The 14,626-nt window shown below is 60.9% G+C and carries 12 protein-coding genes (1 of these 12 running past the window's edge); 9 read left to right on the forward strand and 3 right to left on the reverse strand.

Features of this window, described 5'->3' with window-relative positions:
* A protein-coding gene (locus tag ACV8MC_RS03200; protein WP_041479657.1) for a CoA-acylating methylmalonate-semialdehyde dehydrogenase crosses the window boundary here: on the reverse strand, positions 1 to 1,198 show its 5' portion. It extends 296 nt beyond the left edge of the window; only the first 1,198 of its 1,494 coding nucleotides appear in the window; the start codon lies at positions 1,196 to 1,198; the stop codon falls past the left edge of the window.
* A 76-nt stretch (positions 1,199 to 1,274) separates the two neighbouring features.
* Positions 1,275 to 2,624 (reverse strand): aspartate aminotransferase family protein, encoded by a 1,350-nt coding sequence (locus ACV8MC_RS03205; RefSeq protein WP_064362892.1) that lies wholly within the window; start codon positions 2,622 to 2,624, stop codon positions 1,275 to 1,277.
* Positions 2,625 to 2,761: 137 nt separating this feature from the next.
* Between ACV8MC_RS03205 and ACV8MC_RS03210 the strand changes: the two genes are divergently transcribed.
* The 9 genes from ACV8MC_RS03210 (at position 2,762) to ACV8MC_RS03250 (ending at position 13,220) form a co-directional block, all read left to right on the forward strand.
* Positions 2,762 to 3,682 (forward strand): LysR family transcriptional regulator, encoded by a 921-nt coding sequence (locus ACV8MC_RS03210; RefSeq protein ID WP_039764096.1) that lies wholly within the window; start codon positions 2,762 to 2,764, stop codon positions 3,680 to 3,682.
* Between the two features lie 115 nt (positions 3,683 to 3,797).
* A complete protein-coding gene (locus tag ACV8MC_RS03215) occupies positions 3,798 to 5,186 on the forward strand; it encodes a uracil-xanthine permease family protein (protein WP_252877392.1) in 1,389 nt (462 codons plus the stop codon).
* A gap of 88 nt (positions 5,187 to 5,274) precedes the next feature.
* Positions 5,275 to 5,925, forward strand: coding sequence for a TetR/AcrR family transcriptional regulator (locus tag ACV8MC_RS03220; protein WP_016771809.1), 651 nt, complete (start codon positions 5,275 to 5,277; stop codon positions 5,923 to 5,925).
* 7 nt (positions 5,926 to 5,932) lie between these two features.
* Positions 5,933 to 6,514 (forward strand): IMPACT family protein, encoded by a 582-nt coding sequence (locus ACV8MC_RS03225; protein ID WP_457264446.1) that lies wholly within the window; start codon positions 5,933 to 5,935, stop codon positions 6,512 to 6,514.
* 534 nt (positions 6,515 to 7,048) lie between these two features.
* Positions 7,049 to 8,596 (forward strand): ABC transporter ATP-binding protein, encoded by a 1,548-nt coding sequence (locus ACV8MC_RS03230; protein ID WP_457264447.1) that lies wholly within the window; start codon positions 7,049 to 7,051, stop codon positions 8,594 to 8,596.
* A gap of 12 nt (positions 8,597 to 8,608) precedes the next feature.
* On the forward strand, positions 8,609 to 9,715 hold the full coding sequence (locus ACV8MC_RS03235) for an ABC transporter permease (protein WP_457264449.1): 1,107 nt from the start codon (positions 8,609 to 8,611) through the stop codon (positions 9,713 to 9,715).
* Positions 9,715 to 10,641, forward strand: a complete 927-nt coding sequence (locus ACV8MC_RS03240; RefSeq protein WP_150638115.1) for an ABC transporter permease — start codon at positions 9,715 to 9,717, stop codon at positions 10,639 to 10,641. Before ACV8MC_RS03235 ends, ACV8MC_RS03240 begins: the two co-directional genes overlap by 1 nt.
* 276 nt (positions 10,642 to 10,917) lie before the next feature.
* Positions 10,918 to 11,604: an SDR family oxidoreductase gene (locus ACV8MC_RS03245; RefSeq protein ID WP_039764086.1), complete on the forward strand. Its 687-nt coding sequence runs from the start codon at positions 10,918 to 10,920 to the stop codon at positions 11,602 to 11,604.
* 257 nt (positions 11,605 to 11,861) lie between these two features.
* Positions 11,862 to 13,220: an 8-oxoguanine deaminase gene (locus ACV8MC_RS03250; protein WP_236169698.1), complete on the forward strand. Its 1,359-nt coding sequence runs from the start codon at positions 11,862 to 11,864 to the stop codon at positions 13,218 to 13,220.
* Positions 13,221 to 13,344: 124 nt separating this feature from the next.
* Here ACV8MC_RS03250 and ACV8MC_RS03255 read toward each other — a convergent pair whose 3' ends face one another.
* Positions 13,345 to 14,436, reverse strand: a complete 1,092-nt coding sequence (locus tag ACV8MC_RS03255; protein ID WP_056787779.1) for a calcium:proton antiporter — start codon at positions 14,434 to 14,436, stop codon at positions 13,345 to 13,347.
* Positions 14,437 to 14,626 lie beyond the last annotated feature (190 nt).

Raw genomic sequence — 14,626 nt, forward strand, 5'->3', positions numbered from 1 at the left:
TCGCCTCTTCCAGGCTGTTCACCCGCACCACGCACAGCACCGGCCCGAAGATCTCTTCTTTATAGATGCGCATCTCAGGGGTGACGTTGTCGAACAGGCAGCCACCGAGGAAGAAGCCGTCTTCATGACCGGCGACGCTCAGACCGCGACCATCGACCACCAGGGTCGCGCCCGCCGCCACACCGTCATCCACATAACCGCTGACCTTGTCACGCGCCTGACCGGTAACCAACGGCCCCATGTCCAGACCGCACGAGGTACCCGCGCCGATTTTCAGTGCCTTGATCTGCGGAACCAGTTTCGCCACCAGCGCGTCGGCAACTTGATCGCCAACACACACGGCCACCGAGATGGCCATGCAGCGTTCGCCGCAGGAACCGTAAGCAGCGCCCATCAGCGCACTCACCGCATTGTCGAGATCGGCATCCGGCATCAGTACCGCGTGGTTCTTCGCGCCGCCCAGTGCCTGAACGCGTTTGCCGCGCTTGGTGCCTTCGGCGTAGATGTATTCGGCAATCGGTGTCGAACCGACGAAGCTCAGCGCTTTGACTTCCGGCGCTTCGATCAACGCGTCCACCGCTGTCTTGTCACCATGGACCACACTCATCACGCCTTTCGGCAATCCTGCTTCCAGCAGCAACTGGGCGATCAGCAGCGTCGAGCTTGGATCGCGCTCGGATGGCTTGAGGATGAAGCAGTTGCCGCAGACGATCGCCAGCGGGTACATCCACAGCGGGACCATGGCCGGGAAGTTGAACGGGGTGATACCGGCAACAATCCCCAACGGCTGGAAGTCCGACCAGGCATCGATGTTCGGGCCGACGTTGCGGCTGTACTCGCCCTTGAGGATTTCCGGGGCGGCGCAGGCGAACTCGACGTTCTCGATACCGCGCTTCAATTCACCGGCGGCGTCTTCCAGGGTCTTGCCGTGCTCTTCGCTGATCAGTTGCGAGATGCGTGCTTCGTTCTGCTCCAGCAGCTGTTTGAAACGGAACATCACCTGGGCGCGCTTGGCTGGCGGCGTGTTGCGCCAGGCCGGGAACGCGGCCTTGGCGGCATCGATGGCTTTCTGAATGGTGGCCTGGCTGGCCAATGGCAGTTTATGGATCGCCTGGCCGGTAGACGGGTTGAACACATCCACCGCGCGACCGTTCTCGGTCACCAGTTCGCCATTGATCAAATGCGGGATAACACTCATCGAACACTCCTGAATTCTTGTGCGCAGACGCCCGCTACAGACACCTGCTAATTGCATAGCTATATAGAAGGAAAAATCAGTCGAGCTTGTTCAGCACTTCGCCGACCGCGTCGAACAGACGATCGAGGTCTTGCGGCTTGCTGTTGAAGGTTGGGCCGAACTGCAGGGTGTCGCCGCCGAAGCGTACGTAGAACCCGGCTTTCCACAAGGCCATGCCCGCTTCGAAAGGACGCACGATCGCGTCGCCGTCACGCCCGGCAATCTGGATCGCGCCAGCCAGGCCATAGTTGCGGATGTCGATGACGTTCTTCGAGCCCTTCAGACCATGCAGCGCGTTTTCGAAATGCGGCGCGACTTCGGCGACGCTCTGCACCAGGTTTTCCTTTTGCAGCAGGTCGAGTGCTGCAAGGCCGGCGGCACAGGCCACCGGGTGTGCCGAATAGGTGTAGCCGTGAGGGAATTCCACGGCGTATTCCGGCGTCGGCTGGTTCATGAAAGTCTGGTAGATCTCGGAGCTGGCAATCACCGCGCCCATTGGAATCGCGCCGTTGGTGACTTGCTTGGCGATGCACATCAGGTCCGGGGTCACGCCGAAGCTCTCGGCGCCGAACATCGAACCGGTGCGGCCGAAACCAGTGATCACTTCATCGAACACCAGCAGGATGTTGTGCTGATCGCAGATTTCGCGCAGACGCTTGAGGTAACCCTGCGGCGGAACCAGTACCCCGGCAGAGCCGGCCATCGGCTCAACGAACACCGCAGCGATGTTGGAAGCGTCGTGCAGTTCGATCAACTTCAGCAGTTCATCGGCCAAAGCAATACCGCCCTGCTCCGGCATGCCGCGGGAAAACGCATTGCTCGCCAGCAGTGTGTGCGGCAGGTGATCGACATCCATCATCGCCTGACCGAACAGCTTGCGGTTGCCGTTGACGCCGCCGAGGCTGGTGCCAGCGATATTCACGCCGTGGTAGCCACGGGCGCGGCCGATCATTTTGGTCTTGGTCGCCTGACCTTTCAGACGCCAGTAGGCACGCACCATTTTCACCGCAGTATCGGCGCACTCGGAACCAGAGTCGGTGAAGAACACGTGGTTCAGGTTGCCCGGAGTCAGTTCGGTGATTTTCTCTGCCAACTGGAACGACAATGGATGGCCGTACTGGAAACCCGGCGAGTAATCGAGGGTGCCCAGCTGTTTCGAAACGGCTTCCTGAATTTCCTTGCGGGTGTGCCCGGCGCCGCAGGTCCACAGACCGGACAGCGAGTCGTAGATCTTGCGGCCCTTGTCATCGAACAGCCAGCTGCCTTCAGCGCCGACGATCAGCCGCGGGTCGCGCTGAAAGTTGCGGTTGGCGGTGTACGGCATCCAGTGCGCGTCCAGCTTCAGTTGACTGGCCAGTGGCGACGGCGCGTTTTCAGGCATGTTCATCGGGCAAAACCTCGCAGGGCATAAGCGTCAGGGAGATGGAAAGCGTTGTTGCAGCTAAATTGCCACGGCGATAAAGTCGGTGAAATCCAACTCTTCTAACCTTCAGTTAGATCATTGCTAAACAAAGAGAACAAAAAATGAGCAGCCGCCGCGCCGATCCATTGGCCCAGGTCAGTGACTTTGATATCCGTTTGCTGCGGATTTTTCGCAGTGTCGTGGAATGTGGCGGCTTCTCCGCAGCGGAAACCGTGCTCGGCATCGGGCGTTCGGCGATCAGCCAGCAGATGAGCGATCTGGAACAGCGCCTCGGCTTGCGCTTGTGTCAGCGTGGCCGGGCCGGATTTTCCCTGACCGAGGAAGGCCGTGAGGTGTACCAGTCGGCACTACAGCTGTTGAGTGCACTGGAGAGTTTTCGCACCGAGGTCAACGGCCTGCACCAACACCTGCGCGGCGAGCTGATCATCGGCCTCACCGACAACCTCGTCACCCTGCCGCACATGCGCATCACCCATGCCCTCGCGCAGTTGAAGGAGCGCGGGCCGGACGTGCAGATCCAGATCCGCATGATTGCGCCGAACGAAGTTGAACAAGGTGTGCTCGACGGGCGCCTGCACGTTGGCGTGGTGCCGCAGGCCAGCGCCTTGTCGGGACTGGAATATCAGCCGTTATACAGCGAGCGTTCGCTGCTGTATTGCGCGGTGGGTCATCCGCTGTTTTACGTCGACGACAAGCAACTCGATGATCAACGCCTCGACAGTCAGGACGCGATTGCGCCGACCTTTCGTTTGCCGGCGGAGATTCAGGCGCACTATCAGGCGCTCAATTGCACTGCCAGTGCCTCTGACCGTGAGGGCATGGCATTTCTGATTCTGACCGGGCGCTACATCGGTTATCTGCCGGATCACTACGCCAGCCTTTGGGTGCAGCAGGGGCGTTTGCGTGCGCTCAAGGCCGGCACGCGTTATTACGATTTGAGTCTGGCATCGGTCACGCGTAAGGGGCGGCGCCCTCATTTGGTGCTGGAAAGTTTCCTGGAGAGTCTGGCCGCGACGCGATAGATAAGCGCGCAGAGCCCAGCCCGGCAGGGCCTCATCGACAGAATCCAGGAATAACCTGAGCAAGTGGACAGGTTTTTGCACAGAAGGGATAACTCTCCTTCAAGAAGCCAAATCCATGCAGCCAGATTCCGATTCGTCCAGTGAACTGATCTACGGCCTCAACGACCGCCCCAAACCACTCGCCGCCATTCTCGCCGCACTGCAACACGTGCTCGCCAGTTTCGTCGGCATCATCACCCCGCCACTGGTGATCGGTTCCGCGCTCGGGCTGACCGCGCATCTACCTTACCTGATCAGCATGGCGCTGCTGGTCTCGGGCGTCGGCACTTTTATCCAGGCGCGGCGACCGTTCGGCATTGGCGCGGGGATGATCTGTCTGCAAGGCACCAGTTTCGCGTTTCTCGGCGCGGTGCTGTCGGCCGGGTTTCTGGTCAAGCAGCGCGGCGGCAGCCCGGAAGATATTCTGGCGATGATTTTCGGCGTGTGCTTTTTCGGCGCAATCGTGCAGATCGTGCTCAGCCGTTTCATCGGTCAGTTGCGCCGAGTGGTCACACCGCTGGTGACCGGCATTGTCATCACGCTGATCGGCATCAGCCTGATCAAGGTCGGCATCACCGATCTGGGTGGCGGCTTCAACGCGCCGGACTTCGGCGCGCCGGGCAATCTGGCCTTGGGCGTGTTCGTGCTGCTGACAATCATTCTGCTCAACCGCTCGAATACGCCGTGGGTGCGACTGTCGGCGATCATCATCGGACTGGTGCTCGGCAGCCTCGCGGCGTGGTTCAGCGGGAAACTGGTCCCGCAGCCGTTGCCTGACTTGCCACTGGTGAGTTTTCCTACGCCGTTCAAGTTCGGATTCAACTTCGACTGGACCGCTTTCCTGCCGGTCGCTCTGATTTACCTGATCAGCACCATCGAAACCGTCGGCGACCTCACCGCCAATTGCATGCTCGCCCGCCAACCGATCAGCGGCCCTTCTTATATAAGCCGCTTGCGCGGTGGCGTGCTCGGTGACGGCGTGAGCTGCATGATCGCGGCGACCTTCAGCGCCTTCCCCAACACAACGTTCGCGCAGAACAACGGCGTGATCCAATTGACCGGCGTTGCCAGCCGCTACGTCGGTCTGTATATCGGCGCGATCCTGTTCTGCCTCGGCCTGTTCCCGATGATCGGCGCGGTGCTGCAACAGATTCCGAAACCGGTGCTCGGCGGTGCGACGCTGGTGATGTTCGGCGCAGTGGCGGCGGCGGGCGTACGCATTCTCGCGCAGTCACCGCTGGACCGGCGCAGCATGTTGATCATCGCCACTTCGTTCGGCGTCGGCCTCGGCATCGCCGCGCAACCGAACCTGCTGCACCTGCTGCCGAAACTGGTGCAGAACCTGTTCGACTCGGCGATCACCAGCGGCGGGCTGACGGCAATCGTCCTGTGTCTGTTGTTGCCGGAAGGCAAAACCGCTGAGACAAAAAGCCCCGCGTCATTGAACAAGATCGAACAGGCGTAACTGTTTTTCCGCGCAAGGACTTGTCGGATGCCTGTGGGTGCGCTATCAACGCAACTGGTTGCACCCACAGACAATCCCGGAAGTGCCTATGACCTTTGAAGTCCCAGCCCACGGCGGCAAACCCGCCAGCCGCATTCGTCAGAAGAACGAAGAGACCATTCTCAAAGCCGCCGAAGACGAGTTCGCCCGTCACGGGTTCAAAGGCACCAGCATGAACACCATCGCGCAGAATGCCGGGCTGCCCAAGGCCAACCTGCATTACTACTTCACCAACAAGCTCGGTTTGTATGTGGCAGTGCTGAGCAACATCATCGAGTTGTGGGACAGCACCTTCAACACCCTCACTGCCGAGGATGACCCGGCCGAAGCGCTGACCCGCTACATCCGCGCGAAGATGGAATTCTCCCGGCGCCAGCCACAGGCTTCGCGCATCTTCGCCATGGAAGTGATCAGCGGCGGCGAATGCCTGAGCGAATATTTCAATCAGGATTACCGCACCTGGTTCACCGGGCGCGCGGCGGTGTTTCAGGCGTGGATCGATGCGGGCAAGATGGATCCGGTCGATCCGGTGCACCTGATCTTCCTGCTGTGGGGCAGCACCCAGCATTACGCCGACTTCGCCACGCAGATCTGCCGCGTCACCGGGCGCAGCAAGTTGACCAAGCAGGACATGGAAGACGCCGGCAACAACCTGATCCGCATCATTCTCAAAGGCTGCGGCCTCACTCCTTCTCTATAAGACGTTTATGCCTTTCACCCTCAGCGGTTTTTGCGAGTACCGCGAAGAGATTCGCAAAAGCCGCTTCATCACTCTGGCGACGCCGATCAGCAGCCCCGCCGATGCGCAGGCGTTTTTCGAGCAGCACAGCGATTTGAATGCCACGCACAACTGTTGGGCGTGGAAACTCGGCGCGCAATACCGCAGCACTGACGACGGCGAGCCGGGCGGCACCGCCGGGCGCCCTATTCTCGCGGCGATAGAAGCGCAGGATTGCGATCAGGTCGCAGTGCTGGTGATTCGCTGGTACGGCGGCATTCAACTGGGCACTGGCGGCTTGGCCCGGGCCTATGGCGGTGGCGCCAACAAGTGCCTGCAAGCGGCGGAAAAAATCGAGCTGATCAGCCGCGTGTCGCTGAGTTGCGCCTGCGGATTTGCCGAGTTGGCGCTGGTGAAGTTGCGCGTGGCCGATCTCGGTGGATTGGTGGTGGAGGAGAACTTCACAGCCAATGGCGTTGAGTTGAAGCTGGCGGTGGGGCAAGCGCAGATCGACGTGTTGCAGAGTCAGTTGGCGGATCTGAGCCGAGGGCGGATTTTGTTGCAGCGGTAGGCTGCGATCTTTTAGGGCATCCCTCGTTTTCCTTATTCCACAGACTTGCCCACATCGGCTGTGCACCCGACTGTGGATAACCTGAGCACACACCGCTGTAACCCTTCTGTCATGCGGCTTTGCGCGATTTGTTCACTTTTCGTTCAATTGATCCGACGAAACGAAAAATCAGCGTAAAAACAGATAGTTAACATCGTTTATCACCATTAGAAGAAAGCATCGCAGTGCTTATGCCCGACCTCGGCGCTTGCGCACAATTACTGTGGAACAACCTGTGGATAAGCCGTTCATGACCGTCGCTGTCGCTGGATCTGCCTAGGCCCCAAGTGATTGCTCGTTTTTTAACCAACGTAGCACGAGCAAAACTGGAGCCTGTTCAATGGCTTTGCGCTGAATTGGTGCTCGATAGAAAGACAAAACGCCCGCCGATGCGCTGCTGTCGGCACTTGCGGACCGGCTCCGCAAGCGTTCCTGACTCAATGGCCAGGAAATTGCTTTATCCACAGGCACAACTCCAAGTCAGTCGAGCCTGTCATGTCCATCGCCCCTTCCCCGCCGCGCCTGCAACTGCGCCAGATCAGCAAACGCTACCCCGGTTGTCTGGCCAACGACGCCATCGACCTGAGCATCGCGCCGGGTGAAATCCATGCCCTGCTCGGTGAAAACGGCGCGGGCAAAAGTACGTTGATGAAGATCATTTACGGGGTCACCCAGTGCGACAGCGGTGAAATGCTCTGGCAGGGGCAGCGCGTGCAGATGCGCAACCCGGCACAGGCGCGGCAGTTGGGCATTGGCATGGTGTTCCAGCATTTCTCGCTGTTCGAAACCCTCAGCGTCGCGCAGAACATTGCCCTGGCGATGGGCGCGGCGGCCGGCACGCCGAAACAACTGGAGCCGAAGATTCGCGAAGTATCGCGGCGTTACGGCATGGCGCTGGAGCCGGAGCGACTTGTCCACAGCCTGTCGATCGGCGAGCGGCAGCGGGTGGAAATCATCCGTTGCCTGATGCAGGACATCCGCCTGTTGATTCTCGATGAGCCGACCTCGGTGCTGACCCCGCAAGAGGCTGACGAATTGTTCATCACCCTGCGACGCCTTGCCGACGAGGGCTGCAGCATTCTGTTTATCAGCCACAAGCTCGGTGAAGTGCGGGCCTTGTGCCACAGCGCCACGGTGCTGCGCGGCGGTCGGGTAGCCGGGCATTGCCTGCCGGCGCAATGTACGGATCAGCAACTGGCACAACTGATGGTCGGCGAAGCGGCGGGATTGATTGGCGAGTATCCGAAGGTCAGCGGTGGCGCGGCGTTTCTGCAGGTGCAGGGTTTGAGCTGGCACAACCCGGATCCGTTCGGTTGCTCGCTGACAGACATCGACCTGCAAGTGCGCAGCGGTGAAATCGTCGGCATCGCCGGGGTCGCGGGCAATGGTCAGGATGAATTGCTCGCCCTGCTCAGCGGCGAGCAGCCCTTGCCTCGTGCGCAAGCGGCGACCCTGCGCTTCGCCGAGCGAAACGTCGCTGACCTGCGCCCGGATGCGCGGCGCAAACTCGGTCTGGCCTTCGTGCCGGCCGAACGCCTTGGCCACGGCGCGGTGCCGGAGTTGAGTCTGGCCGATAACGCCCTGCTCAGTGCTTTCCAGCAAGGACTGGTGAGCCACGGGTTGATCCAACGCGGCAAAGTCGAAACCCTCGCGCAGCAGATCATCCAGCGTTTCGGCGTGAAGACCCCGGACACGCAAACCGCTGCGCGCAGCCTGTCCGGCGGCAACCTGCAGAAATTCATCCTCGGCCGGGAAATTCTTCAGCAACCGAAACTGCTGATCGCCGCGCACCCGACCTGGGGCGTCGACGTCGGTGCCGCCGCCACCATCCATCGCGCCTTGATTGCCCTGCGCGATGCCGGCGCGGCGATTCTGGTGATTTCCGAAGACCTCGATGAGCTGTTCCAGATCAGCGATCGCCTCGGCGCGCTATGCGGCGGGCGTCTGTCGGCACTGCAAGACACCGGCCTTACACAACTGAGCGATGTCGGCGCGTGGATGGCCGGCCAGTTCGATCACTCACCTCGCGCCGCTTCGGTTTAACGGAGTTTCAACATGCTGCTTTCCCTCGAACCCCGTGGCCAGCAATCGCGCCTGATGCTGTGGTGCTCGCCGTTATTGGCGGCGGCGCTGACCCTCGGCTGCGGCTCGCTGTTGTTCATCGCACGGGGCCACGACCCATTGCAAACCTTGCACACACTGCTGATCGCGCCCGTCAGCGATTTGTATGGAGTGTCCGAATTGCTGGTCAAGGCGCTGCCGATTCTGCTCTGCGCACTCGGCCTGGCCGTGGCCTATCAGGCGCGGATCTGGAACATCGGCGCCGAAGGCCAACTTCTACTTGGCGCGTTGGCCGGCAGTGCTCTGGCAGTGAACGTTATCGACATGCAAAGTCGCTGGGCGCTGTTGCTGATTCTGCTGACCGGCACGCTGGCGGGCGCCGTATGGGCCGGGCTCACCGCATGGCTGCGCACGCGCTTCAACGCCAACGAAATCCTCACCAGCATCATGCTCAACTACATCGCGCTGAACCTGCTGCTGTTCTGCGTGCACGGGCCGTTGAAGGATCCAGCGGGCTTCAATTTCCCGGAGTCGGCGATGTTCGGCGACGCCAGTCGTTTGCCGCTGCTGCTGGAGGACGGCCGCGTGCATGCCGGGGTGTATTTCGCCTTGCTCGCGCTGGTTGCAGTGTGGGTGTTGCTGCAGAAAAGCTTTATCGGCTTCCAGATCAAAGTGCTCGGGCTGGACAAACGTGCGGCAGGTTTTGTCGGCTTTCGCGAGAAGCGCCTGATCTGGCTGGCGCTGTTGATCAGCGGTGCTCTGGCCGGACTCGCCGGGGTCTGCGAAGTGACCGGGCCGATCGGCCAACTGGTGCCGCAGGTGTCGCCGGGCTATGGCTACGCGGCGATCACCGTGGCGTTTCTGGGACGGTTGAATCCGCTCGGCATTCTGTTCTCCAGTCTGCTCATGGCGCTGCTGTACATCGGCGGCGAGAGCGCGCAGATGTCGCTCAATCTGCCGCAAGCGATCACCCAATTGTTCCAGGGCATGATGCTGTTTTTCCTGCTCGCCTGTGACGTGCTGATTCTCTATCGGCCACGTCTGAAACTGCGCTGGACCCGGCGCGCCTCGCCCCCTGCCGTAACCGCCGGAGCGCTGTGATGGATATCGATCTGTTGAGCAATATTTTCTACGCGATGGTCCGCTGCGGCACGCCGCTGTTGCTGGTGGCATTGGGTGAGTTGATCTGCGAGAAAAGCGGCGTCCTCAACCTCGGCCAGGAAGGCATGATGCTGTTCGGTGCGGTGATCGGTTTTATCGTCGCGCTGAACAGCGGCAACCTGTGGCTGGGTGTGCTGTTGGCGATGTTGGCCGGGATGTTGTTGTCGTCACTGTTTGCCCTGGTCGCGCTGGTGTTCAACGCCAATCAGGTGGCCACCGGGTTGGCGCTGACGATCTTTGGTGTCGGGCTTTCGACGTTTGTCGGCGCGGCATGGGTGGGTAAGCCGCTGGCGGGTTTCGAGCCTCTGGCGATTCCGTATCTGAGTGAGATCCCGCTGATCGGGCGGATGCTGTTTGCCCAGGATCTGCTGGTGTATCTGTCGTTCGCGCTATTTGCCTTGGTGGCGTGGGTAATCATCAAAAGTCGTGTCGGCCTGATCATTCAGGCGGTCGGTGAAAACCCGGATGCGGCCAGCGCAATGGGCTTGCCGGTGCTGACCGTACGCACCTTGGCGGTGTTGTTCGGCGGAGCAATGGCCGGGCTGGCCGGGGCCTATCTGTCGCTGGCCTACACGCCGATGTGGGCGGAAAACATGACCGCCGGGCGCGGCTGGATTGCCCTGGCGCTGGTGGTGTTTGCCAGTTGGCGGGTGTGGCGGTTGTTGCTCGGGGCGTATCTGTTTGGCCTCGCCAGCATCCTGCACCTGGTGGCACAGGGATTGGGACTGGCGATACCTTCGAGCCTGCTGGCGATGCTGCCGTATTTGGCGACGATCTTGGTGCTGGTGTTGCTGTCCCGCGATGCCGTACGCACTCGGTTGTATGCGCCGGTTTCGTTGGGGCAGCCGTGGCAATCGGGACATTAGTTGATGTCAGAGCGGGCCTCTTCGCGAGCAGGCTCGCTCCCACAGGAGATCTGAGTGAACACGGGCATATGTGGGAGCGAGCCTGCTCGCGAAGGCCTCCGCACCGGCAACATCTGGAGCACGACCCACAACTATTTCTGATCAAACACCCTCGAGAAACTCAAGACGCCTGGAGTATGCTCCGGGATCAAAGCCTGTTTTCGCCAAGCGCTGCAACTGTGGCCCGGTCAGGCGTGTCCATTGAATCCTGAATGCTGACTTTCAAGGAAACCCATCATGTCTCAGGCAAAAAACGCACTGATCATCGGCGCCTCCCGCGGCTTGGGCCTCGGTCTGGTGAAGACCCTGCTGGGCGATGGCTGGCAAGTCACCGCGACGGTGCGCAATCCGCAGAAGGCCGAGGCGCTGCAAGCGCTGGGTGACGTGCGCATCGAGAAGCTCGACATGGACGATCAGCAAGCGGTGATCGCTCTGAGCCAGAAGCTCAAGGGCGAAACCTTCGATCTGTTGTTCGTCAACGCCGGGGTCAAAGGCCCGGACGTGCAGACGCCGGGCGGCGCGACCCTGGCCGAGGTCGGGCAACTGTTTTTCACCAACGCGGTGGCGCCGATCAATCTGGCCCAGCGCTTCGTCGGGCAGATTCGCGACGGCAGCGGCGTGCTGGCGTTCATGAGTTCGGTACTCGGCAGCGTGACCATGCCCGATGCGCCGGAGCTGGCGCTGTACAAGGCGAGCAAGGCGGCGCTGAATTCGATGACCAACAGTTTTGTCACGCAACTGGGCGAGCAGAAACTCACCGTACTTTCGCTACACCCGGGCTGGGTGAAGACCGACATGGGCGGCGAAGGCGCCGATCTCGACGTCGAGACCAGCACCCGTGGGCTGATTGACCAGGTCAATGCGTTCACCGGCAAGGGCGGGCATCACTTCGTCAATTACAAGGGTGAAACGATTGCCTGGTAAGCACTGAAAATCCCGATGTGGGAGCGAGCCTGCTCGCGAATACGAGCTGTCAGGTAAATCTGTATCGACTGGCATGACGCCTTCGCGAGCAGGCTCGCTCCCACAGGGGGATGATGGTGAATGGTCGGGTGGCGCTTGCCCGGCGCGGCGATTTGTTTGAAACTGCGCGCCTCGTCCTTCGCGGCGACCCTGGATCAGCAGACAGGGCAACACTGAGCTGGCAACCCTGAACCCAACTTTCAGAGGAGCCGGCCACAATGCCTGCGACCCGTACCTGGTTAAAAAATCCCCTCGCCATTTTCACCTCCAACGAGCTTGATGCCCGTGGCGGTCTAGTCGTGCAAGACGGTGTGATCGTCGAAGTGCTCGCTGCCGGTCAGCAGCCGTCGGCGCCATGCAATGAAGTGTTCGATGCCCGCGAGCATGTGATCCTGCCGGGCCTGATCAACACTCACCATCACTTCTATCAAACCCTGACCCGCGCCTGGGCGCCGGTGGTCAATCAGCCGCTGTTCCCGTGGCTGAAAACCCTGTACCCGGTATGGGCGCGGCTGACCCCGGAAAAACTCGCCCTCGCCACCAAGGTGGCGCTGGCCGAATTGCTGCTCTCAGGTTGCACCACGGCAGCCGACCATCACTATCTGTTCCCGGACGGTCTGGAAAACGCCATCGACGTGCAGGTCGAAACGGTGCGCGAACTGGGCATGCGCGCCATGCTCACGCGCGGCTCGATGAGCCTTGGCGAGAAGGACGGCGGTCTGCCTCCGCAACAAACGGTGCAGGAAGGTCAGGTGATTCTCGACGACAGTCAGCGGCTGATTCACGAGTATCACGAGCGTGGCGACGGCGCGCAGATCCAGATCGCTCTGGCGCCATGTTCGCCATTTTCGGTGACCCCGGAAATCATGTCGGCCAGCGCTGATCTGGCGAACAAACTCGATGTGCGTCTGCACACCCACCTCGCTGAAACCCTCGATGAAGAAGACTTCTGCCTGCAGCGTTTCGGTCTGCGCACAGTCGATTATCTGGACAGCGTCGGCTGGCTCGGCCCGCGAACCTGGCTGGCCCACGGCATCCATTTCAACCCCGACGAAATCGCCCGCCTCGGCCAGGCCGGCACAGGCATCTGCCACTGCCCAAGCTCGAACATGCGCCTGGCGTCCGGCATCTGCCCGAGCATCGAGCTGACCGACGCTGGCGCGCTGTTCGGTCTAGGCGTCGACGGCTCGGCGTCCAACGATGCCTCGAACATGATCCTCGAAGCGCGTCAGGCGCTGTACATCCAGCGCCTGCGCTACGGCGCCGAAAAGATCACCCCGGAGCGCGTGCTGGGCTGGGCGACCAAAGGTTCGGCGAGCCTGCTCGGTCGCACTGACATCGGCGAAATCGCCGTGGGCAAACAGGCGGATCTCGCGTTGTTCAAGCTCGATGAACTGCGCTTCTCCGGTAGCCATGATCCGATTTCGGCGTTGCTGCTGTGCGGCGCCGATCGGGCAGATCGGGTGATGATTGGCGGCAAGTGGCGTGTGGTTGATGGGCAGGTTGTAGGGTTGGATCTGAAAGGTTTGATTGCCGATCACAGCCAGGCGGCTCGGCAGTTGATTGCCGGCACCTGAGTCACCGCCGTTCAAAACTGTGGGAGCGAGCCTGCTCGCGAAGAGGGAGTGTCAGACAACATGTTTGTTGGATGACACACCGCTTTCGCGAGCAGGCTCGCTCCCACATGGGTATCAGCCAGCCCTAAAGGCCCAGTAGCGACAGCATGATAAAGGTCGCAAACAGCACAAAGTGCGTCATGCCCTCAATGGCGTTGGTCTCGCCGTCATTGAGGTTGATTGCGCTGACGATCAGGGTGATGAAGATCATCACCGTTTGCACCGGGGTCATCGCCATTTGAAACGGCTGGCCGGTGTACAGCGCCATCGCTTCCATCACCGGTACGGTCAGAATCACCGTCGACAGTGACGCCCCCATCGCAATGTTGACCACCGACTGCATGCGATTGGCCAGCGCCGCTCGTAATGCGGTGAGAATCTCCGGCGCGGCGGAAATCGCTGCCACCAGAATCGCCGTGATTACCGGCGGCGCGCCCGTGCCTTCCAGGCCCAGATCGAGGGTCTTGGACATCACCTCGGCCAGTGCGCCGATGATCACCACCCCCGACACCAGAATGCCGATCGACAGCGCCAGGCTGACCGGTTTCGGCTCCTGCTCGACCGGCTCTTTCTTGCGACGTTTGTCCGGGTAGCTGTAGCTGAAAAAGTAACTGTGCGGGCCGACCTGCATGCGCAGGAACAGCGCGTAGAGCACCATCATTGCGCCGATGGTGAACGCCGAATACATCTTCCAGTTGGCCTCGGGAATGAACTCCGGGACCACCATCGACACCCCCATCGCGGTGAGGATCATGACGCTGTAGCTGCGCGCCGAATCGTCGTTGTAGGACTGTTCGCCGTGTTTGATCCCGCCCATCAAAGCGGCGAGGCCGAGGATGCCGTTGATGTCGAGCATCACCGCTGAATAAATCGTGTCGCGCACCAGTGTTGCCGAGGCTTCGTTGCTCATCATGATCGCCAGGATCACCACTTCGACCAGCACTGCCGAGAGTGTGAGGATCATCGTGCCGTAGGGATCACCGACTTTTTCCGCCAGCAGTTCGGCGTGATGAGCGACGCGCATTGACGCGGCGACGATGAAGGCAATCAGCAGCAGACCGCCGCCCAGCGCGACGATCTGGCCGCTGTGCAGCAGCCAGTGTTCCAGTGGATAAGCGACGCACGCGGCAAGGACTGCCAGCAGCAGGAAGCTTTCTTGTTTGAGGATCGAGAGCATGACGGGCCTTTTGCCGAAAAGAGCTGATGAAGCTACTGACTGCCGCGCGCCGCTAACGTTTCGTTACATCTTTACGCACCACGCGATGGCAGCTGGATTCAGGCATGCACTTTTATTGGCCTTGCCGGCCTCTTCGCGAGCAGGCTCGCTCCCACATTGAAATGCGTCCCTGTGGGAGCGAGCCTGCTCG

The organism is Pseudomonas sp. PK-RTE-24, assembly GCF_054052265.1.